At 47.3% G+C, this 20,951-nt stretch carries 22 protein-coding genes and 1 other annotated feature; all 22 genes read right to left on the reverse strand.

Annotated features, from left to right (window positions below):
- Window positions 1–537: 537 nt before the first annotated feature.
- Entirely contained in the window at window positions 538–2,160 is a 1,623-nt protein-coding gene (locus AC3WQ3_RS07880; RefSeq protein WP_492471930.1) for a LysM peptidoglycan-binding domain-containing protein, read from the reverse strand.
- 193 nt (window positions 2,161–2,353) lie between these two features.
- Entirely contained in the window at window positions 2,354–3,238 is an 885-nt protein-coding gene (gene ilvE / locus AC3WQ3_RS07885) for a branched-chain-amino-acid transaminase (RefSeq protein ID WP_095293327.1), read from the reverse strand.
- A gap of 142 nt (window positions 3,239–3,380) precedes the next feature.
- Window positions 3,381–4,262: a prephenate dehydratase gene (pheA, locus tag AC3WQ3_RS07890; protein ID WP_390586742.1), complete on the reverse strand. Its 882-nt coding sequence runs from the start codon at window positions 4,260–4,262 to the stop codon at window positions 3,381–3,383.
- The gene (thrB, locus tag AC3WQ3_RS07895) at window positions 4,259–5,227 is read right to left on the reverse strand and encodes a homoserine kinase (RefSeq protein WP_492471931.1); all 969 of its coding nucleotides are present in this window, start codon (window positions 5,225–5,227) and stop codon (window positions 4,259–4,261) included. The genes pheA and thrB overlap by 4 nt, the downstream gene beginning before the upstream one ends.
- On the reverse strand, window positions 5,224–6,294 hold the full coding sequence (gene thrC, locus AC3WQ3_RS07900; protein ID WP_492471932.1) for a threonine synthase: 1,071 nt from the start codon (window positions 6,292–6,294) through the stop codon (window positions 5,224–5,226). The genes thrB and thrC overlap by 4 nt, the downstream gene beginning before the upstream one ends.
- 125 nt (window positions 6,295–6,419) lie before the next feature.
- A complete protein-coding gene (locus AC3WQ3_RS07905; protein ID WP_095293333.1) occupies window positions 6,420–7,706 on the reverse strand; it encodes a homoserine dehydrogenase in 1,287 nt (428 codons plus the stop codon).
- 107 nt (window positions 7,707–7,813) lie between these two features.
- Window positions 7,814–8,251, reverse strand: coding sequence for an ACT domain-containing protein (locus AC3WQ3_RS07910; RefSeq protein WP_024633956.1), 438 nt, complete (start codon window positions 8,249–8,251; stop codon window positions 7,814–7,816).
- A 244-nt stretch (window positions 8,252–8,495) separates the two neighbouring features.
- A complete protein-coding gene (gene obgE / locus AC3WQ3_RS07915; protein WP_251643254.1) occupies window positions 8,496–9,806 on the reverse strand; it encodes a GTPase ObgE in 1,311 nt (436 codons plus the stop codon).
- A gap of 15 nt (window positions 9,807–9,821) precedes the next feature.
- On the reverse strand, window positions 9,822–10,559 hold the full coding sequence (locus tag AC3WQ3_RS07920) for a Spo0B domain-containing protein (RefSeq protein WP_336782730.1): 738 nt from the start codon (window positions 10,557–10,559) through the stop codon (window positions 9,822–9,824).
- A 160-nt stretch (window positions 10,560–10,719) separates the two neighbouring features.
- Complete coding sequence (gene rpmA / locus AC3WQ3_RS07925) at window positions 10,720–11,031, reverse strand: 50S ribosomal protein L27 (RefSeq protein WP_095293321.1); 312 nt, start codon at window positions 11,029–11,031, stop codon at window positions 10,720–10,722.
- Window positions 11,032–11,054: 23 nt separating this feature from the next.
- A complete protein-coding gene (locus AC3WQ3_RS07930) occupies window positions 11,055–11,384 on the reverse strand; it encodes a ribosomal-processing cysteine protease Prp (RefSeq protein WP_095293320.1) in 330 nt (109 codons plus the stop codon).
- Window positions 11,385–11,397: 13 nt separating this feature from the next.
- Window positions 11,398–11,709 carry a 50S ribosomal protein L21 gene (gene rplU / locus AC3WQ3_RS07935; protein WP_095293319.1) on the reverse strand — a complete coding sequence of 104 codons (312 nt, stop codon included), beginning with the start codon at window positions 11,707–11,709 and terminating at the stop codon, window positions 11,398–11,400.
- 14 nt (window positions 11,710–11,723) lie between these two features.
- Window positions 11,724–11,808, reverse strand: a sequence feature (ribosomal protein L21 leader region).
- A 56-nt stretch (window positions 11,809–11,864) separates the two neighbouring features.
- Complete coding sequence (locus AC3WQ3_RS07940; protein ID WP_492471933.1) at window positions 11,865–13,115, reverse strand: Rne/Rng family ribonuclease; 1,251 nt, start codon at window positions 13,113–13,115, stop codon at window positions 11,865–11,867.
- A 106-nt stretch (window positions 13,116–13,221) separates the two neighbouring features.
- Entirely contained in the window at window positions 13,222–14,082 is an 861-nt protein-coding gene (locus AC3WQ3_RS07945) for a M50 family metallopeptidase (RefSeq protein ID WP_336782735.1), read from the reverse strand.
- Window positions 14,075–14,953, reverse strand: coding sequence for a peptidoglycan DD-metalloendopeptidase family protein (locus AC3WQ3_RS07950; protein ID WP_492471934.1), 879 nt, complete (start codon window positions 14,951–14,953; stop codon window positions 14,075–14,077). Before AC3WQ3_RS07950 ends, AC3WQ3_RS07945 begins: the two co-directional genes overlap by 8 nt.
- A 236-nt stretch (window positions 14,954–15,189) precedes the next feature.
- Window positions 15,190–15,984: a septum site-determining protein MinD gene (gene minD / locus AC3WQ3_RS07955; RefSeq protein WP_024633965.1), complete on the reverse strand. Its 795-nt coding sequence runs from the start codon at window positions 15,982–15,984 to the stop codon at window positions 15,190–15,192.
- 3 nt (window positions 15,985–15,987) lie between these two features.
- Window positions 15,988–16,650, reverse strand: a complete 663-nt coding sequence (gene minC / locus AC3WQ3_RS07960) for a septum site-determining protein MinC (RefSeq protein ID WP_095293315.1) — start codon at window positions 16,648–16,650, stop codon at window positions 15,988–15,990.
- A gap of 74 nt (window positions 16,651–16,724) precedes the next feature.
- Window positions 16,725–17,258 carry a rod shape-determining protein MreD gene (mreD, locus tag AC3WQ3_RS07965; RefSeq protein ID WP_095361431.1) on the reverse strand — a complete coding sequence of 178 codons (534 nt, stop codon included), beginning with the start codon at window positions 17,256–17,258 and terminating at the stop codon, window positions 16,725–16,727.
- Window positions 17,258–18,133, reverse strand: a complete 876-nt coding sequence (gene mreC, locus AC3WQ3_RS07970; RefSeq protein WP_154896280.1) for a rod shape-determining protein MreC — start codon at window positions 18,131–18,133, stop codon at window positions 17,258–17,260. The genes mreD and mreC overlap by 1 nt, the downstream gene beginning before the upstream one ends.
- Window positions 18,134–18,318: 185 nt before the next feature.
- Window positions 18,319–19,353, reverse strand: coding sequence for a rod shape-determining protein (locus tag AC3WQ3_RS07975; RefSeq protein ID WP_095293312.1), 1,035 nt, complete (start codon window positions 19,351–19,353; stop codon window positions 18,319–18,321).
- Window positions 19,354–19,538: 185 nt separating this feature from the next.
- Window positions 19,539–20,228 (reverse strand): RadC family protein, encoded by a 690-nt coding sequence (radC, locus tag AC3WQ3_RS07980; protein ID WP_095361429.1) that lies wholly within the window; start codon window positions 20,226–20,228, stop codon window positions 19,539–19,541.
- Window positions 20,229–20,263: 35 nt separating this feature from the next.
- A complete protein-coding gene (locus AC3WQ3_RS07985; protein WP_154896282.1) occupies window positions 20,264–20,875 on the reverse strand; it encodes a Maf family protein in 612 nt (203 codons plus the stop codon).
- Window positions 20,876–20,951 lie beyond the last annotated feature (76 nt).

Genomic DNA, 20,951 nt, shown 5'->3' on the forward strand with positions numbered 1-20,951 from the left:
CAGGATCAAACTCTCCAATAAAGTATTGAAAAGAGCGATTAGCTCATTTTGAATCTGACGAGATTAAAAATCTCATTGTTGTTCCAGTTTTCATACAGTCAGATGACATGTACCAAAAACCTTCACGTTCATCCTGCAAGCAGGATGATTACTCACTCGTTGTTCAGTTTTCAAAGATCAAACTTGATTAATATGTTTCTCTTTCGCGTCAGCGCTGCGTTTCAGCGGCGACTTAAATAATATAACATATCGTTCAGATCAATGCAACACTTTTTTCTTTTTTTATTTCATAGATTTTATATAAGTAATAACTCTACCAAAATCAATTGAAATAATATAGATAGGGATAAAATAAAACGTATGGATATATTATCACAGATTCAACGAATTAACAATTATTTTACAACTCTTCGTTTACTTCTAGTTCACATTCCTTCGTTTCCTCATTCCCCTCCTCTTATTTAAAGCAAGAGGCCAGCCTTTCAACTAGGCCGGCCTCTTTTTAACAATCAGGATCTGCGATCCTGTCTGTATTAACTAAGACTGTATCCAGGGATTACGACGTTTTTTGGTTAAATTACGTTTCTCTGCCTCTGAGTTACGTCTTCCATTTGCAGAAGAAACAGACACTTTGGATGTTCTTTTACCACTTGATTTGCTTGTTCTGCGTTTTGCCGTGCCGGTTTTTGCAGATGCTTGCTTGGTTTTTCCTCCTGCATCCGTTACTTCTTCTCCGGATACATTGGACTGGCTTACATCCGCTTCTTCACGTCCGCCTTTTTTAGTTCCAACATTGCCTTGAGCTGGGTACAGTTCCCCAAAAGCTCCCAGAGGAGATGGGGGCACCATGTTTTGTGAAGGATACGGATTCTGATATGCATACTCTACGGGCTGGTTTGGTGCAATGTTTGGCCCCATATGCGTCTGTACACCGTACGGGTCATATGAACCATACATTCCCCACGCAGGATCCTGATAATTGTATCCAGTGTGGCCGTAATGCGGGTTATGCATATGTCCGCCACATCCACAAGGTGGATACGGAAGTGTTGAGTAAGGGGAAATAAACGGCTGCTGGTTCATATGTGTATCTGCAACAAATGGAGGGAACGGGCTGTTGACTTGTGCAGCGGGTGCGGCTGGATACACATTATCCTGCTGATGTTCAGGAGCCAAATTCGGCGTAAAGTTATTGTGGTTCTGCTCTGTCCATTGACCCTGGTAAGAAGGGCTCACCGAATAAGGAGTAGCTTCAGGTAACCCTGGGAACCCAGAATTGTGATTAAATCCAGCAATATGTGATGATTCAGGAACAGCATAAACCTCTTGAACAGGAACAGGGATTTGAGCATACGGATGTTCAGCCGGCGCATGATGCAGTTTTTTACCACAGCCACAAGGAGATTTGGTCGCAGGTGAAACGACAGACGGCGACTTCGTATTAGGGATGACTGGTAGCGGCATTATTTCAGGAGAGAGATTAGGCATGGTGTAGGTTGGCACTTCCGGCAAAGGCTGTACTTCAGCAGCTGGGGCTACTTGTTCTTTTTTCTCAGGCGCCTTCTCCGGTTTAACCACAGGTAGGTCTGGTAACTGCGGTAGCACTTCCAATTCAGGCATCACATTTGGCATGACAGGATTAGCAGGTAATGGTGCTGGTGTTGGTGTAGGAGCTGGCGTCTCTTCTACTGCCTTAGGTATTTCCGGTGCTGGTGGTGCTGGTGGTGCTGGCTCTTCTTTGACACCTGTATATTCCTTGCCTTCAGGTGAAAGCTTTTCATGAGCAGCAACATTACCCGTATTGCTTCCTGTAATCGTATTTCCCTGAACAGGTTGGGAAGGGATATAGACTGTCTCTCCTACAAGCAGGGCGTTCGGATTTTTCAGCTGAGGGTTTGCGTTGATCATATCCTTTAATGAAACTCCCCAAGCCTGAGACAGCTTCCATAAAGAATCACCCTGCTGGACTTTGTGACTGTGCAGTATTCCTTCCGGTTTTGGTGTTACAGGCTCCGCAGGAATTTTAACTTTCATACCGATATCCAACTTGTCGGGATCAGTAATTTGCGGATTAGCCGCAATAATTTTGTCCAGGCCCACATTATATTTTTGGGACAGTAAATATAACGTGTCGCCTTTTTTCACCATGTGTATTTTCACGGGGAACTAACCTCCTAGACGTGTTACTTGGGCAGTGCATTCGCCCATACCGTTACTACATCCTATGCAGAAACTGGGCTAATGACATCATCTAAACAAAAAAAATCCTCCCCGCCCCCAAAACCCGCACCCTATGTAGGATGCTGATCTTATTGGACAAGAAGGATATTGCATTTCAATATGTTTAGAAGAGTTAGGCTTCCCAAACCTTATAACCGTCTTTGTCTACAATTTGACGGAACGCTTCGAGCAGCCTCAACGTGACTGGGCCAGCTACACCCGATCCAATTGTTCTTCCATCCACCTCATATGCAGCGATGACTTCTGCGGCTGTTCCCGTGAAAAAGACTTCGTCAGCGATGTACACATCATGCAGGGTAAACGGAACTTCTTTTAACTCCAGATCTAATTCCCCACACAGGTCAATAATAGCCTGACGCGTAATACCTTCCAGAGCTCCGAGGTAACAAGGCGGTGTGTAGACTACCCCATTTTTGATAATGAAAATGTTGTCACTTGATCCTTCGGTAACATATCCTTGGGAATTCAGCATGATTGCTTCGCCAACACCTGCATAGTTGGACTGGATTTTAACAAGGATGTTATTCAGATAATTTAATGATTTGATTTTGGGATTCAGTGCATCCGGGATATTCCGGCGTTGAGATACAGATACAGCCTTTAACCCTGTAAGATATGCTTCCTCAGGATATATTGCCAGCTGCTCTACAATAATAATAACAGACGCTTTCGGGCAGCGCAGCGGATCCAGACCCAGATTACCTGGTCCACGAGATACGATTAAACGGATATAGCCGTTACGCATATCATTGCGGCGCACTGTTTCTGCCATTACTTCTAGCATTTCATCATAGGATAAAGGAATGTTCAAACTGATCGATTTTGCCGAATCGTACAAACGGTCCAAATGCGCTTTGCATCTGAAAATATTGCCGTTATAAATCCGGATACCTTCGAAAATTCCGTCCCCATACAAAAAGCCGTGATCATACACGGAAACGGTTGCGTTCTCCTTGGTTACATATTGACCATCCAAATAAATCCACTGTTCTGACATGGATGACTGCACCTCCGTTTAATTTCCAATCATTATCTCCCGAATCTTGAATTGTTCCATTACATTGTACAACATGTTGCAACCTTTTACGTTCACGTTTTACCCGTCTCAATGCCAATCCTCAGCAAATCCTAACCGTTTATCAGGTGGTTTTCAATGAAGGATATGTATAGCAGGGATAACTGCCCAGAACACGGACCTGACAATTCAATGCCTCAATCTCAGCCATGGCTGCTGTGAGCAATACGGATTCTACGGTTTCTTCAACATCGATATAAAAATAGTAACTGCCCAGCCTTTTCTTCGTAGGACGAGACTCCAGCCTAGTCAAATTCAGCTTTCTCCAGGCGAATGCGGACAATACCTGATGCAGAGCACCAGGTGCATCTTCAGGCAGTGTAACCAGCAAACTTGTTTTCACATGATCCGGCTCACGTTGAATCTGCACTGGCTCATGACCAATAAGTACAAAACGGGTGTAATTGTTATCATGATCAGTCACCCGTTCAGCCATGATATCCAATCCATGCTTTTGTGCAGCAAGGCGGGTGCCAATAGCGGCCCAGCCCTTTCCGGGATTCTTTTTTACCAACTCGACCGCTTCTGCTGTACTATTGACACCCTCAAGCTCAGCATCCGGGGAATGAAGACGGATAAAGTTCTGGCACTGCGGGATGGCTACCGGATGAGACATGATCTTGGTAATTTTGCTGAAGTCGTATGCACCGCTCCCATCAGCGAACTCGGAACCATGTCCAATCACATTTTGTATGGAGGGATACACCCACTCCGCTTGCATTGGAATATCCACTTCGTTAACCAGCCAGTCCATATGCAAACTAACGGAGCCTTCAATTGTATTTTCAATGGGAATGACGCTATATTGTGACTTGCCACTATCCGTGGCGCGAAACACATCAGAAATCAGTTTGGAATGAAGCAGCTCGAGCGGTTCCCCATTAAACAGAAATTCTACAGCTTCATGGGAAACGGAGCCTTCAGGTAATACGGCAATTCGTTTCATGCTTTTACTTCCCCTTTAATTCTGTCCAAAAAAGGACGTTCATCTTGATCAGGCAGTACGGTTACACCGTCCAGGTCCGGATCCAGCCATAGTGGCGCTGCATTAATGCCTTCCTTGCCCATGGTCTCCATCAAATACTGTTCCAGCTCGGCTTTGCGGGGATCATGCCGATCCACCAATGTCAGAACAGTTGGTCCTGCTCCACTTAGTGCAGCTCCCAAAGCACCATGCTGTACAGCATGTTCCAAAATTTCAGTCATACCAGGTACCAAAGATGCCCGGTATGGTTGGTGAATACGATCCAGCATCGCCCTTTGTATCATATCCAGTCGCCCGCTTGCCAGCGCTGCAACCAACAGGGAAGACCTGCTGATATTATGCACGACATCCGACTTGTCAAATTGCTGTGGAATGACATTTCTTGCTTTGGAAGTCGATAGTTCGAAGTCTGGCACAATGACCAACGTCTGCAAATCCTGATGCGGCTCAATACGGATGTGATCCACACGACGGCCATCCCAAGCAGCTGCAATAATACCCCCATACAGAGAAGCCCCCACATTATCCGGGTGCTTTTCGAGCGAAGTAGCCATATCCATTAGCTTATCGTCCGATAGCGGAGAACCAATTAATGCGTTGGCGGCAGCCAAAGCACCAACTATGGCAGATGCGCTGCTTCCCAGTCCACGGGTAAGAGGAATGTCCGAAAACATGGAAATCTCCAGTTCAGGAACAGACACGCCTGCTTCATTGAATACCATCTGTGCGACTTCGTAGATTAGATTGGATTTATCCGTTGGCAAACCATTCAAATGATCTCCATACAGATGAAACACTGTCTGTTCGGACGGCTTCATCTCAATCCAGGCATACAAAGACAATGCCATGCCCAGGGTATCGAACCCTGGACCCAGATTGGCTGTACTTGCCGGTACTTTTACTGTAACACTTTGCTTCAAACTCATACGGATTGCTGCTCCAGCTGTGCAATAGCTGCCATAACCGCTTCTTCCGAATCATCTACTACAAGCGGCTCTGTTGCTACCGTTTTGATCGCGATGTTCGGATCTTTCAAACCATGACCCGTCAAGACACATACAACCGTCTCTCCGCCTTTAAAGTATCCTTCCTCTTTCAATTTATATACTCCTGCAACCGAAGCGGCCGATGCCGGTTCAGCGAAGATACCTTCCCGTGCTGCAATCGTACGATATGCTGTCAAGATTTCCTCGTCTGTTACATAATTGATCTGTCCACCAGACTCTTCAGCCGCGGTTACAGCGGTCTTCCAGCTAGCCGGGTTACCGATGCGGATCGCAGTCGCCACAGTCTCTGGCTCAAGAATCGGCTCCCCCTTAACAATCGCCATCGCGCCTTCTGCTTCGAACCCAACCATCCGCGGCAAGGAGTCCGATTTCCCCGCCTCTTTGTATTCTTTGAAGCCTTTCCAGTAAGCAGAAATGTTCCCTGCATTGCCGACTGGGATTGCGAGTACATCAGGTGCTTGGCCCAATTGATCAACCACTTCAAATGCAGCTGTTTTTTGACCTTCAATACGGTAAGGATTCACAGAGTTCACCAGTGTGATGGGGTGCTTCGCTGTAATCTCACGTACAATTTCAAGTGCACGGTCGAAGTTACCGTTAATCGCAATCACTTTGGCCCCGTAGATCATGGCTTGTGCCAGCTTGCCCAGTGCGATGTTATTATTAGGGATCAATACGATGCAGTTCAGACCACCGCGCGCCGCATATGCTGCAGCAGCAGCAGAAGTATTACCTGTGGAGGCACACATGATCGTACGGCTGCCCTCTTCCATTGCTTTTGCAACAGCCATTACCATACCGCGGTCTTTGAAAGAACCACTTGGGTTCAAACCTTCGTATTTAAAATATAGATTCAGTCCGAGTTCCTTGGACAGGTTTTCGGCATGAACGAGTGGGGTGTTTCCTTCCTGAAGTGTAAGCATAGGTGTATTTTCATTAACCGGAAGGTACTCTTTGTACGTTTGCAGCAATCCTTGATATCTCATTGTAGTAAGCTCCTTTATGATTAAGTAATACGAATATGAAGACCTGAAATGAAATTATAGTATTAAAAATTGTACATTCAATTTAACCTAGCAAATCGAACGGTACATGATCAGAAAAAATACCCTTAACCCTCAACCCGATATACACTCTTGATGCGGCGTATAACGCTAAGAGATTCAAAGTGTTTCAACACTTTATCCATGCTTGCCTTGCTTGCATTATGAGTAACGATGATGATCTCGGCATCCGGATTATGCTCGTTCGGCTGTTGAACGACCGAAGCCAGGCTGACTTCATACTCTGCAAAAATCTGCGTGATTTGCGCCAAAACGCCCGCTTTGTCGTCCACGTGCAGCAAAATGAAGTTCTTTGACATGATCTGTTCATCGCTTTGCAGACGCTTCTGCTTGTAAGGAACGATGGCTTTAAGTCCGTTTACGCCAAGCTTCAGATTTTTGATCACAGCCACCAGATCTGCAACGACGGAAGTGGCCGTTGGAAGTTCACCTGCACCCGCACCATAAAACATCGTTTCGCCTACTGCTTCCCCGTGTACATAAACTGCATTGAACACGCCATTAACGGAGGCAATTGGGTGACTCTGTCTCACCATGGTAGGCTGAACACTGATATTGATCTCGTCATCACGGCAATCCGCAATTCCAAGGAGTTTCATCTCATAGCCGAGTCTTCTCGCATACGTAATGTCCTCACGGGTTACGGACGAAATACCACTAACCGCCACATCTTGGAGCTCGACATTGGTGCGGAAACCCAGCGTTCCCAATATTGCCATTTTGCGAGCGGCATCCAGTCCCTCCACATCCGATGTTGGATCGGCTTCCGCATAACCCAGAGCCTGTGCCTCTGCAAGAACCTCTTCATAAGAAGCGCCTTCCTGGCTCATTTTGGTCAAAATAAAGTTCGTTGTTCCGTTGACAATCCCCATAATACGGGTAATCCGATCAGAGGAGAAACCTTCAATCAGGGTGCGGATAATGGGAATCCCACCAGCTACGCTGGCTTCATAGAAGACATCACATTTCTTTTCCTGTGCCTTCGCCAAAATCTCAGAGCCATGGAGAGCCATTAGATCCTTATTGGCCGTGACAATATGTTTTCCCCGCTCCAGCGCTTCAAGAATGTACTCCTTCGTCTGTTCAATACCACCCATAACCTCCACGATCACATCGATGTCCGGGTGGCGAATCACTTCCCACGGATCTTCTGTCAGTTTGGCTCGATCCACAGCAATGACGCGATCCTTAACCGTATTTTTTACAGAAATCTTCTCGATAACAATCGGTGAGCCGACCTGACTGCTCAGATCCTCCTGGTTCCCTTCCACGATGCGAACAACCCCGGTACCTACTGTTCCGAGTCCCAATAATCCTACTTTTACCGGTTTCACCAACGATCTACCCCCTAATGTCTTTTATGTCTGCCATCTCTGTACGCTCTCTGTGTACAATGAAGCAGTTTTTTTCATATATCCGGACGTTATGAGATAAAATCCAGTTAGCCCTGACCTACAATCCGTGTACGCCGAACCCCCGGCATATCCTGCATCCGATCCAACATTTCACCGATTTCTCCGTGAAGATGTGACGTCTCTACCGAGATAACAACATTGGCTCTTCCTTGAAGCGGGATACTCTGATTAATCGTGAGTACGTTGGCTCCATATCCAGCCACATGTCCCAACACGCGAGACAATATACCAGACTGATGCTCCAGATCAATTGATATTGTGACGATTCTTTCCCGTTCCAATTGGTTGATGAGGTGAATTCCATCCTTATACTTATAAAAAGCACTTCGGCTTAATCCTACCTGCTCTACCGCTTCATGCACTGTTTTGACATCCCCCGAAGCAAGCAGCTCTTTCACCTGCATCGTCTTCACCACTGCTTCCGGTAAAATGTCTTCCCGTACTAAGTAATAGCGTTCATTCACAGAACGTCCTCTCCTCAAAGACTCATGTTTTCATATAGTGGACATTATATCGGATCTATACTAAAAGGGCAATACGTTACATGTCTATTTTTTTGAAAACCGTTTCTCAAAGTATACAAGGTTCTCCCTGCCTCATGTTAGGAAAAAACAAAAAAAACGCAGAGCAGCGGGTCATTTCCCACTTCTCTGCGTTTACATGTCCTATATATTTGAGCAGGTATACATTAAATTTTACATATCAAACTTAATAGTAACTGCTGCCTTCAACGAATTCAAATTCAAAATCACCGATGCGCACAATCGTGCCTTCTTCAGCACCACGTTTACGGAGCTCTTCATCCACACCCATATGACGCAGTGTACGCGCCAGTTTAAGGATGGCCTCATGCGAGTTCAGCTGCATCCGTTTCATCATGCGATCAATCTTGGCACTCTCAACAACAAAGATCTCATTCTCCCGCACAATACGGAAGCCTTCGTCCTCTTTCTTATCCAGACTGTACACTTTGCGTTCAGATATGTCCGCTACTTCTTCCACTACGACTTCGTCCGGAATTTGATCAAGCAGATCCGCCGCACGATACAGGAGTTCCTGAATTCCTTTGCGAGTCAAGGAAGAAATTGGCATGATCTCAATATCCGGCTGAACTTCACGAACCTTTTGCATAAATTGCTCCAGATTCTCTTCCGATTCCGGCATATCCATTTTGTTCGCTGCCACAATCTGAGGTCTCTCCGCGAGTACCGGATTGTACAACTTCAGCTCTTCGTTGATTTTGACCCAGTCCTCAAACGGATCGCGTCCTTCCGAGCCAGACATATCCACAACGTGAATAATGATGCGAGTACGTTCAACATGGCGCAAAAACTCATGTCCAAGTCCGACGCCTTCATGAGCACCTTCAATCAGTCCTGGCAAGTCGGCCATAACGAAGCTGCGTCCTTCACCTACACCGACTACACCCAGGTTAGGTGTAATGGTCGTAAAGTGATAGGCTCCGATCTTCGGCTTCGCCGCTGATACAACGGACAGCAGGGTAGATTTCCCGACACTCGGAAAACCAACCAAACCAACATCCGCCATAACTTTAAGCTCTAGCACAATATAGCGCTCTTCGCCCTCTTCACCATTTTCAGCAAGTTCAGGAGCTGGATTATTTGGTGTGGCAAACCGGATATTCCCCCGGCCGCCCCGGCCACCACGCGCAACGACAACCTGTTGACCATGACGCGTCAGGTCTGCCAATACCTCTCCACTGTCTTCATCCAAAATCACAGTCCCAGGTGGAATACGCACAATCATGTTCTCAGCGTTTGCACCATGCTGACTTTTATTGCGTCCCTTCTCACCACGAGGGGCCTTGAAGTGACGCTGGTAACGGAAATCCATCAATGTACGCAAACCTTCATCCACGCGGAAAATGATGTCAGCTCCTCTGCCTCCATCACCCCCGGCAGGTCCGCCGTTTGGTACATACTTCTCACGACGGAACGAAATAATTCCGTCCCCTCCGTCTCCGGCTTTTACATAAATCTTCGCTTTATCTACAAACATGGCTACCCCTTCTTCCTATATTCCACACGGCATTCTAAATTGTATAAACGTGTCTTCAGACGGAAGCTGCTCCGTTCTGACTTTTTTTCCTTTAAGTACGGCATTAAGCTGCCGTAATGTTTCCGGATCGGGTGTTTGATCCCCGTCCAGCCGAACAACCACATCCCCATGGTCTTGTCCGAAGTTCAAGGTCAGTTTGCGAACCTCTCCCCAAGACGACCGGCCGCCACCGTATTGATAGGCTCTGATTGCATCTGCAATTGCGCCCGTAAGCGACTCGCCATCCTCGGGAGAGATCAGAGCACTAAGCTGCAATTCTTCCTCGACTTCCACATGCAATTCCAGAGCGGCGCCACTGGCACGAAAAGACTGGAGATAAAAAACGAGTGAGGGAATGCCTAATTTGGAAATCCGACTTTCCTCGGTTACCCGTTCTTTTATTCTTTCCACACATTGCAAGGATTTATCAAGTTTGCCCAGCCGAAGATATCCATATAACACCTGAAGATCGTTCATCCAATCATGCCGATGATGATTTAGTGATGCAATTGCTGTCTTTTCCATAGATTGTATGATGGTTCTGCGTTCCGCTTCCGCCTGTCTCTTCATCGCATTCATTGAAACAAAGATTACGGCCACGGACCACAATGCGCATACAGCACTCGAAATGGCTGCCGGATACAGCACAACGAAAACCAAAGGAATCAGAAGTGAACATGCCGCAATCCACGGCACTCTTTTCCAAGATTTCATGGCTTCTCCCCGTTCTACAAAACTCGGTTGGTTTTAAACCCCACCGTAACCAAGTATAACATGTCTTTTCTGCCAGTTCATTATCGAAAACATCTATCCATCCTAAATACAAAGAGCCTTCGGCAAAATTGCCGAAGGCTCCTTAGGCGGAATGCCGATATTATGCTTTTACTGCAGCTGCTACTGGAGCAACGTCCACAGGGTAAATGCTTACTTTTTTGCGATCGCGTCCCCAACGTTCGAATTTCACAACGCCGTCCACTTTCGCAAACAAAGTGTCATCTTTACCGATACCCACGTTCGTACCTGGGTGAATTTTTGTTCCGCGTTGGCGAACAAGAATGCTACCACCAGTTACTGTTTGACCGTCAGCACGCTTAACGCCAAGGCGTTGCGCTCTACTGTCACGACCGTTCTTCGTGGAACCTACACCTTTTTTCGATGCGAATAACTGAAGATTTAATTTCAACATGATTGGTTGTCCTCCTTCTTTACTTATTTGAGTTGCTCTATCTTAATATACTTCCCGTATGACTCTGCAATATCAGTGAGCATAAGAACCATAGATTCGAGCAGCAATTGCACCTGGGACCAAGTTCCGTCTCTCTCCAGCACTGGCAAAGAAGCGCTTAAAAAGCCATTCTTCATTTTGGCATCCATTTCGACACCAGTCAATGCTTCGATCGAATTCACTGTACCCACTGTAACAGCGGATACCCCGGCACATACAATATCTTCTCCCCGCTTGGCATAATTGGCATGCCCTTTGATGGAAAAGCGATCGATGCTCTCGTCATCGTTACGAAAGATTTGAACGATAATCACTTATCGCACCCTCTTACGCTTGGATTTTCTCGATAGTTACTTTAGTGTACGGTTGACGGTGACCTTGCTTCACATGGTAGTTCTTTTTCGGTTTGTATTTGTATACAACAACCTTTTGACCTTTGCCATGTTTCTCCACTTTAGCCGTTACAGTAGCTCCGGAAACCAATGGTGTACCTGCTGTCAAACCTTGATCGTTAGATACAGCCAGGACACGGTCGAACGTTACGCTTTCGCCATCGTTCGCAGTCAATTTCTCGATGAACAGAACATCGCCCTCTTGGACTTTGTACTGTTTGCCGCCTGTTTCAATAATTGCGTACATTTGCCTTGCACCTCCTCATGTCTCAGACTCGCCCGGTCTCAGGTGACAGCCTCCTTGCGGAGCTGTTCTTGTACCCGGCCAGTGCGGTTACAGCATGTGCAAGACCAATAGGCTAAACACATACCTGATGATTATATCATCATCGCGAGTAAAAATCAATGCAATGGTGAAATATATCTTTTACCTGTCCCGTGACAAGAAGAACAGGGCTCCACATAAGGAAGTGTACTTTCTTCCCGGACTTTTTTACGTGTAAGTTCAAGCAGGCCAAGCTTGGTCCAGCCCATGACAAAAGCCTTGGTTCGATCTTTTTTGAGTTCAGCCTCCAGCGCTGCAGCAACTTCCTGCCGATTGGCTGCTTCCTCCATATCGATAAAGTCCACAATGATCATGCCACCAATGTCCCGCAAACGCATTAAACGTGCAATTTCGACGGCTGCCTGCATGTTGGTTTCCGTAACGGTTTCTTCCAGACTATCCCCGCCGCCTCCGGTGAATTTGCCTGTATTAACGTCCACCACAGTAAGTGCCTCTGTATGATCTATGACGATGTAACCTCCGCCGGGGAGCCATACTTTACGTGCAAAATCCTTATTGAGCTGCTCTTGAACACCATACGCAGCAAAGATGGACTCTGAGCCCCGGTAAACCTGTACCGTTGGCTGATGACCCGGACAGATCTCCTCCAGTAAAGCCCTCACCTCGCGGGCTTGTCCTTCACTGTCTGTAATAACCTCATCGCTACCTGGAGTGTACACATCCCGAATAATTCGCTGAACCATGCTGTGATCCCGATGCAACAGGCTCGGTGAAGGCAAACTGTCTGCTTTTTCGCATATCAAACGCCACTGCTCACGCAACGATTCCAAGTCAGCCTCTATGGCCTCCCGCTGCTCTTCTGCGGATACGGTTCGAATGATCAGCCCTTCCTCCCCACGTCTGAGCTGATCGCCCAATGCCTTAAGACGGGAGCGATCCCCTTCACGGGCAATCTTCTTCGAGACGGCTATGTAGTCCGCTATCGGCATGTAGACAAGCCATCGGCCCGGTAGTGAGTAATGTGTCGTCACCCGGGCTCCTTTGCTTCCTACTGGCTCTTTCAGAACCTGAACGATGACATCCTGACCTGGACGAAGCAATTCGGAGATTGAAGGTTTCACCTTGGGTTGTTTCTCCAAATGAGGGTGCAGGACATCATCCACATATAGAAAAGCATTTTTTTTCTGACCTATATCCACAAAAGCAGCCTGCATACCCGGCAGCACGTTGACGACCCGTCCTTTGAAAAACGAACCAAGCAGTCCGCGTTCGCGTGTACGTTCTGCTGTAAATTCCACAGCTTTGCCTTCTTCCAGAAGCGCCATTTGCATGAGGTTGTGTTCATTATGTACGATCATTTGTTTCATGGCTTGACCTCTAGAAGACAATTCAATTCATCCACATCCATTCTGTGTCTTTGCAATTCTCAATGTATATGTATTACCCCAAATCTGGACGAGTTCACCAACCGTTTTACAGTTTGTCTGTGTTCTGCTTGAAATAGGAACCGATAATTCGCTGTTCAGGCAAAACGGCCATAATTCGTCCCTGTCTGTTCATCACATATACCATATGATATTTCTCTCTCTTTAATAGACGCAGAATAGTGTCCAAAGGTTTCGCCGGAAATGAGATTATCGGCTGTGCCAAACTGCCTGTAGCCGCATGATGCGCAAATGCACCTTCCCGATTCATCAAAAAGCGGATAAAGCGATAAGGTACGTTTCGATAATCGGTTACGTTGGAATAGAACAGAAAGAGACCAATGAGCAAGATATTCAGCGGGAGCCCGTAGTCTCCAGTGATCCATTTGCTGATCGCAAACAGAATAACCCCTGTACTACATAAGATGCTAATCCGATAGGTCCACATTAATGTCGTATAGTAGGGAGCAATCAGACTGACGAGTGCCTGTACTATTTTACCACCATCCAGCGGAAGTACGGGCAGCAGATTAAACAGGGCAATCAGCAGATTCCCTTGGATAATGTACGCCAAGAATACTGGATCTCCCAGGTTGGCGTACTGCAGCAGCATGGTGATCCCGACCATCAATATGTTTTGCAGAGGACCGGCCAGCGCTATTATAATTTCCCGCCCAGCCGTAAGCCGGCCCCCGTCTTCAATAACAGCCACACCGCCAAAAGGAAGCATCTGAATCGACAGGACACGGCAGCCCAGAAGGGCTGCCGCCGCAGCATGTCCACATTCATGAATAAATACGATTGCAAACAGTGTGATGAGTTCTATGAAATGTCCTGTAGCCAAGGAGGCCAGCATAACAATGACGAAAAACGGATGCAGCGAAATGCGTACACCCCACAACCTAATCAAGGGCAACCACTTCCGCAGGATCTACATACTCTTCGCCCTCTTTTACAGCGAAATATAGCGTGGCAGGTTGTTCTCCGCCTGTGGACTTGAGGCTACCAACGACATTTCCGGCCTCCACCCAGTCATTCACTTCGACTTCACTCTCGTTCAGTCGGCCATATATCGCAGTCAAGTTGCCTGTATGCTGGATGACTACGGTTATCCCATTCTCTGTATCACCAAGAACTTGCAGAACTCGTCCTGCATCCGAACTGACCACCTGTACAAAGCCAGTCCCCTCTGCTTCGGGGACGATCTCTATGCCCTTCATGCTCAGTGCAAATGGGTGAACGATTGTCCCAGAGAGCGGTTTACCCAGCAGTGATCTAACCCCCGAACCATTAACTGCATCTGTGGTGTGGCCCAGCACGGGCAGGAAAGACGGCGTCCCGCCAAAGTGCCGTTCATACCAGAGCGCTGCCGACGCAAAGTCCATGTCCCGATGGAGCGCATCTGCAATTACCGTTTTGGGTGAAGATGCCCATGACGCATTGAGTTGAAACAGTCCCCATACGGCACCAAAAACCATTGCACTGACTACTGTTCTACGCACCAACGATTTCACTAGGTTAAAACGTGTATGGCCACCTGAACCGTAATGTCCGTTCTCTTTTTTCCACAGCCATTCAGGATCCCTTTCCTGCTCTGCCAGTAGTGATCCAACTTGTCTTGTCTTATCCTGTATATCAAAAGAAGAAGTAGGTCTTGGGCTCTCGGCAATCTTCTTGCTGGGCCCCGAATTCGCTTCCTGCATAATCTCCATCGCAGCGCCATCCAGCAACCGCCGTATCCGTTCTTCTCTTCTTTGCTTGATTCGAAGTTTCGTATTCATGGAATATCCTCCCGCCGAGGCTTGTTTAATACATCCTATGAAGAGCTCTTTCATAATATGAACAAGCTTCCGGGTCAAAGCAAAATAACTCCACCCAGGTTAGATCAACCTGCCGAGTGGAGTTTAATGTGGAGAAAAATGATAGGGATTTCTGTGCTGAAAGCATTAAAAAAGCCGGGCTGCAAAGGCCGCGGCGGTAAGTGTTCATATCTATAAGGACGATTGTATTAACCCATTTAACCCATACCAAAAAACTTTTTAAAGCGTGAGAACGCGCCCTTTTTCTGCTCTAACTGCATCAGTGGAACCGTATCTCCCAGAATGCGACGAGCAATGTTCCGATAGGCAATCGCTGCAAGCGAGTCTGGATTCATGACTGTAGGTTCTCCAGAGTTAGCCGCTTTGATGACAAGTTCATCATCTGGCACAATGCCAATCAGATCAATATTGAGGACTTGCAAAATACCATCAATATCAAGCATATCGCCCGATTTGACCATGTTGTTCCGAATACGGTTTACAACCAGCTTCGGTGATTGAATATGCGAGCTTTCGAGTAGACCGATGACCCGATCCGCATCACGTACAGCAGCGTTCTCCGGTGTAGTTACCACGATAGCCTGATCTGCTCCAGCGACCGCATTTTTGAATCCCTGTTCAATCCCGGCAGGGCAATCGATAATGACATATTCAAAATCTTTTTTCAATTCCAGAATGATGTCCTTAACCTGTTCCGGTGATACAGAGTTTTTGTCTCTTGTTTGCGCTGCAGGCAGCATGTACAATTCTTCGAAGCGTTTGTCTTTCACCAACGCCTGATTCAGACGGCAACGCCCGTCTGCCACGTCACACAGATCATAAATGATCCGGTTCTCGAGTCCCATCACGACATCCAGATTGCGAAGGCCGATATCGGTATCTACCAGACAAACTTTTTTTCCGAGCAGCGCCAGCGCTGTTCCGATGTTTGCTGAGGTGGTTGTTTTACCAACGCCGCCTTTACCCGAAGTGATCACGATCGCCTCTCCCATGAGCTACACTCCTTTAAACACATTAAAATCTCGGCGCAACCGAACGATATTGCTCATCTTGTCGATCTGCATCTGATTGTCCTGTAAATAAGCAAATTCCATCCCGGTATCCCGGCTCTCCCATTCGTCAGGGGGACGGCTGATGATATCAGCGATTCGAAGCTGCGTCGGTGCAAATACCGATGCGGCAATGATTGACTCGTCATCCCCGCCGATCCCAGCGTGAGCCATGCCTCTGAGTGAACCCAAAACATATATATCTCCGGTACACGTCACCGTGCCCCCCGGATTGATATCCCCAAGAAACAGGAGATTCCCTTCGTGATGAAGCACTTGACCTGAACGCACCATGCCACACATCGTAACAATTGGCGGTGGCCCTTTAACCTCTGGTTTAAGGGCTGGTGAATCGATGGAGCGAATGAGCAGATTCCCTTTTTGCTTCAATATGTCCAATATCGCTTCTTTTTGGTCCTCTGTCACTTCGCGGCTGCCCAGTTTGATATCCACATGAACAATCGGTCCGGTCAAAATATTTTGATGGCTGTGTTCCAGCTTATAGCGGAGCTCATAGAGCAATTCCTCGAATTCACATTGATCGTCCAACAGGAAAACCAAGCCGTCTCGGATGCCTTTAATCGTTACGTGATTCGATTTTACCGTCATAAGCCTGTCCCTCCCATCTCATTACATTTCGTGCCCGGGCCTCGAAGTTCCTGCTTTTCACTCTATAAAATGTATCAGGATGCTTCCTGCACCTTGCTCTTTCTTTTGCCGATACGCTCCAGCTGCTTCCGCAGCGGAGTATAAATGATCAGGGCAAACACGAAATGAATGAACAGATTGGGAATCATATATTCAAGCAAAGCCCAGTCAAAGGTCACGTGATTGAGGCGGAACAGCTTATATAAAAAGAACAACATGGTGTCATTAAGCAGACTCCCCAAAATGACGACTGTAACCATAACTGGAAGCGGTGCACGCGGTGCCTGGAATATAAGTCCCATCATATAAGCAGATAACCCCATTGCAAATCCATAAGGTCCGATCATCTCTCCATAAAATACAACGTCATGAAGCAGTCCAAAAAAGATGCCGAGCACCAGAGCAGTGTGGCGATGATGATATACAGCGATAAACAGAATCACGATATAGACCAAATTGGCCGAAATGCGCAGCTGCCATCCGGAAGGAATAAGCAATGGCAAAATCGTCCCTTCCGCGATGAACAAAACGAACAGCAACAGGAACAAGACTTGCTTGCGTGTCACCATTACTCCTTCACCTCGGGAGGAATAACCACCATTAGCTCTTTCCAATCCAGGAAGCTCGCATATGGTTCAATCGTTGCTGTACGCGTGAGTCCATATTCGCCAACTTCAATTTTCTTGACCTCCCCGATTCGCATGTACTTCGGAAAATTATTGATAATACCTGATGAGATAATTTCGTCACCTTTTTTGATATCAGACTCTTCCGAAATTTTAGTCATCTTGAACATGCCCGTCTTGGGATCAAAGCTCTCGATCATACCGAAAACCGTATCTTCCTTCCCCACAGCTGTTGCTGCAATGGCATTGGAATTGGGATCGTTGGCATCCATCGAGGTTAGCAGATTCACCGTTGAGGTATAGGCACTAACGTGACTGATCACCCCAACCAGACCCTCCTGGGAAGTAACTGCCATGCCTGGCTTGATATCCGCGTTCTCCCCAATATCAATATTAATCGTTCTGCTATTTGGATCGGAATTGGCACTGATAACCTGAGCAATACGATATTCGTAGTTATACCGATTTCTCTGTTCAGCCGTAAATTTCAGCAAATCCTTATAACGATCATTGGTTTTCTCCATCTCGTTATACTTCAATCGATCCCGGGTATAGTGCCCCATCGCGATTCGCAGCTCTTCATTCTCCTGATATACCGCACGCATGTTCGCTACATCTTTGAAAAAGCCCGCTACAGCAGAAGCGGGCTTGTAAAATACGTATTGTACAAATCCGACTGAATCCTTCAGGAATTTTTCCGGCCAGGATAGAGCGGTTCGCGGACCGAGCGTAAAGCCCATTAACGCGATAAATGTAACAAGGCCCACCAGCAAAACAAAAAGTCTTTTGTTGCCCAGCAGCTTAAACAGTTCGAACACCCTCTAACATCCATATTCTCTTCCGAGCTATGCCCGGCGGGGAGACGTGCAGACTGATAGTCCCTTCGAGAATATTCGCTGATCTCCCCGGTTATGCGGGTAATAGCTCTCCCGACTGAAGTCGGGTCCTCTTCGTTGGCGACTCACGCTTAACTCGAACGTGACATTAAGCGATCCGTGCCGGATTAACGTTTGGAACGAACTGCCGAACTGCTTCTGCTTTTGAACAAATGGATGTTCTCCAGAGCTTTACCTGTTCCGATTGCTACACAATCGAGTGGATTTTCCGCTACGATGACCGGCATACCTGTCTCACCAGCCAGCAGCTTGTCCAGATTGCGGAGCAACGCGCCGCCGCCAGTCAACACGATACCGCGGTCCATAATATCTGCCGCAAGCTCAGGAGGACATTTTTCCAAAGTTACTTTCACAGCTTCAACAATAGCATTTACCGTATCTGCCAGAGCTTCGCTGATTTCATCCGATGTAATCGTGATGGTTTTAGGCAGACCTGTTACGAGATCGCGGCCGCGAATTTCCATCGTTTCCACTTGTTCCAGTGGCATAGCTGAACCGATCTCCATCTTCAATTGCTCAGATGTACGCTCACCAATCATCAAATTATACTGACGTTTAATATACTGGATGATCGATTCGTCCATCTCATCACCAGCTACACGAACGGAACGGCTTGTTACGATTCCGCCGAGGGAAATGACCGCCACTTCAGTCGTTCCGCCACCGATATCCACAACCATGCTGCCTGTTGGCTCCCATACCGGAAGATCTGCACCAATGGCTGCTGCAAATGGCTCTTCAATCGTGTATGCTTCACGCGCGCCGGCCTGTTTTGTTGCATCTTCAACCGCACGTTGTTCTACCGCTGTAATTCCGGATGGTACGCATACCATAACGTTCGGATGACGCTGGAACATCGAGCGCTGTTTCTGCGCCTGGCGAATAAAGTATTTGATCATCGTTGCCGTCGTATCAAAGTCAGCAATAACGCCGTCCTTCATTGGACGAATCGCACGAATGTTACCAGGAGTACGTCCAATCATTTTTTTGGCAGATTCCCCAACAGCCTCAATGCTCTTGGTATCTGTCCGCAGAGCAACCACCGAAGGCTCCCGTACCACAATACCTTTTCCACGTACATAAACCAGCGTATTCGCTGTCCCCAAATCAATACCCAAATCTTTCGTAAAACCACCAAACATGACGTAATCTCCTTTTCTGCCTCATATAGCCGCCCTATTAACGTTCAGAGCGTTTCGTTTTCATTTCCTCTGCAATCCAGCAGGGTTCATCATTCATTAAAATGTATTGCATCTGTAAAGTGAACCTATCTTCTACGGACAACGCCGTCAATATTCATAGGAAAACATCAACGCCAACCATTATATTATACTAAGCCCTTCTCCTTCAAACTTACGTATGTTCCATCGCCGATAATGATGTGGTCCAGAACATCTATGCCCACGATTGAACCTGCTTCGATCAGTCTCTTGGTTATTTGAATATCCTCAGGACTAGGCGTAGGATCACCGCTCGGATGATTATGTGCGCATACGATCGAGGCACTGCTGCATTTGATGGCAGCACGGAACACTTCACGTGGATGTACAATTGAAGCATTAAGGCTACCCATGGAGAGTGTTTCCTGGGCAATAATATGATTTTTGCTATTCAGGAAAAGGCACACAAAGTGTTCCTTCTGTAAGTAACGCAGCTGCTCGAGTAAAATATCAGCTGCGTCACGCGGTGTACGGATGGAAGGAGACTGCACCCGTCTGCTCTGCGCAATCCGGTGACCAAGTTCAATGCCAGCCTTAAGCTGAACAGCCTTGGCCATACCAATTCCTTTCATGGCAGTCAACTCGTTCAGACTCATATCCATTAGCGAACGGATGCCACCTGCTTCAGTGAGAATGCGCTGTGCCATGTGCACAGCCGATTCCTGCCTCGTACCTGTCCGAAGTAAAATAGCCAGCAGTTCTGCATGGCTTAAGGCGCCCGCCCCATATTCCATCATGCGTTCTCTCGGGCGTTCTTCATGGGGGATGTCGCGCATCATGTACTGAGGCGACTCCATATATTCCCTCTTTTCACATCATTCATTTCCCACAATCAGGCTCGCGGCAGCACATGAACTCCGAATCCATCCAACATGTCGCTGAGCAGGGAAAGAGGCAAACCCACAACATTAAAGTAACATCCTTCAATGCGGTCTACCAGTGAAGCGCCAATTCCTTGAATTGCATACGACCCTGCTTTGTCCATAGGCTCGCCTGTCTGAACATACGCCCCGATCGTTGCCTCGGACAGCTCCTTCATCGTTACTTCTGTCTGCCGATAGTGCACAACGGACTTTCCATCTCCAGCATCAACACATGCAACTCCAGTGAATACACGATGTGTACGTCCCTGAAGTCTGGCGAGCATACGTTCAGCATCCTGTTCATCCACAGGTTTGCCCAGAATGTCTCCATCCAGCACAACGACAGTGTCACTGCCTACAATGATGGCGTCCTGTTCCTGACCTTCAAGCCCACGATAGACAGCCATTGCTTTGCGCATGGCGAGCTCCTGAACCGTCTGCTCAGGAGTCCATTCCGGCGGCGTGTCTTCGTCCGCGTGACTCGGTATTACTTTGAAAGCTAGTTGAAGTGAAGCGATCAGATCCTTGCGCCGCGGCGAAGTGGAGGCCAGAATAATAGGGCGCGATTGTAATTTATTCAAAATAAACGGCTCCTTATGCTACGGCGACATCTGTCGCATCACCATAGTAGATGTCATTCGCTTAGTTTCGTCGTCA

Source organism: Paenibacillus sp. FW104-T2 (genome assembly GCF_058789975.1).

What these genes read in the sequence shown, in the direction of transcription:
- minD (WP_024633965.1), bottom strand. Translation starts at nt 15,984, where the DNA reads ATGGGAGAGGCGATCGTGATCACTTCGGGTAAAGGCGGCGTTGGTAAA.
- thrC (WP_492471932.1), bottom strand. Translation starts at nt 6,294, where the DNA reads ATGAGATATCAAGGATTGCTGCAAACGTACAAAGAGTACCTTCCGGTT.
- obgE (WP_251643254.1), bottom strand. Translation starts at nt 9,806, where the DNA reads ATGTTTGTAGATAAAGCGAAGATTTATGTAAAAGCCGGAGACGGAGGG.
- mreD (WP_095361431.1), bottom strand. Translation starts at nt 17,258, where the DNA reads ATGGTGACACGCAAGCAAGTCTTGTTCCTGTTGCTGTTCGTTTTGTTC.
- radC (WP_095361429.1), bottom strand. Translation starts at nt 20,228, where the DNA reads ATGGAGTCGCCTCAGTACATGATGCGCGACATCCCCCATGAAGAACGC.
- ilvE (WP_095293327.1), bottom strand. Translation starts at nt 3,238, where the DNA reads ATGTCAGAACAGTGGATTTATTTGGATGGTCAATATGTAACCAAGGAG.
- thrB (WP_492471931.1), bottom strand. Translation starts at nt 5,227, where the DNA reads ATGAGTTTGAAGCAAAGTGTTACAGTAAAAGTACCGGCAAGTACAGCC.
- minC (WP_095293315.1), bottom strand. Translation starts at nt 16,650, where the DNA reads ATGACGGTAAAATCGAATCACGTAACGATTAAAGGCATCCGAGACGGC.
- rplU (WP_095293319.1), bottom strand. Translation starts at nt 11,709, where the DNA reads ATGTACGCAATTATTGAAACAGGCGGCAAACAGTACAAAGTCCAAGAG.
- rpmA (WP_095293321.1), bottom strand. Translation starts at nt 11,031, where the DNA reads ATGTTGAAATTAAATCTTCAGTTATTCGCATCGAAAAAAGGTGTAGGT.
- AC3WQ3_RS07940 (WP_492471933.1), bottom strand. Translation starts at nt 13,115, where the DNA reads ATGAAACAAATGATCGTACATAATGAACACAACCTCATGCAAATGGCG.
- pheA (WP_390586742.1), bottom strand. Translation starts at nt 4,262, where the DNA reads ATGAAACGAATTGCCGTATTACCTGAAGGCTCCGTTTCCCATGAAGCT.
- AC3WQ3_RS07920 (WP_336782730.1), bottom strand. Translation starts at nt 10,559, where the DNA reads ATGAAATCTTGGAAAAGAGTGCCGTGGATTGCGGCATGTTCACTTCTG.
- AC3WQ3_RS07975 (WP_095293312.1), bottom strand. Translation starts at nt 19,353, where the DNA reads ATGTTTGGTGGTTTTACGAAAGATTTGGGTATTGATTTGGGGACAGCG.
- AC3WQ3_RS07950 (WP_492471934.1), bottom strand. Translation starts at nt 14,953, where the DNA reads ATGAATACGAAACTTCGAATCAAGCAAAGAAGAGAAGAACGGATACGG.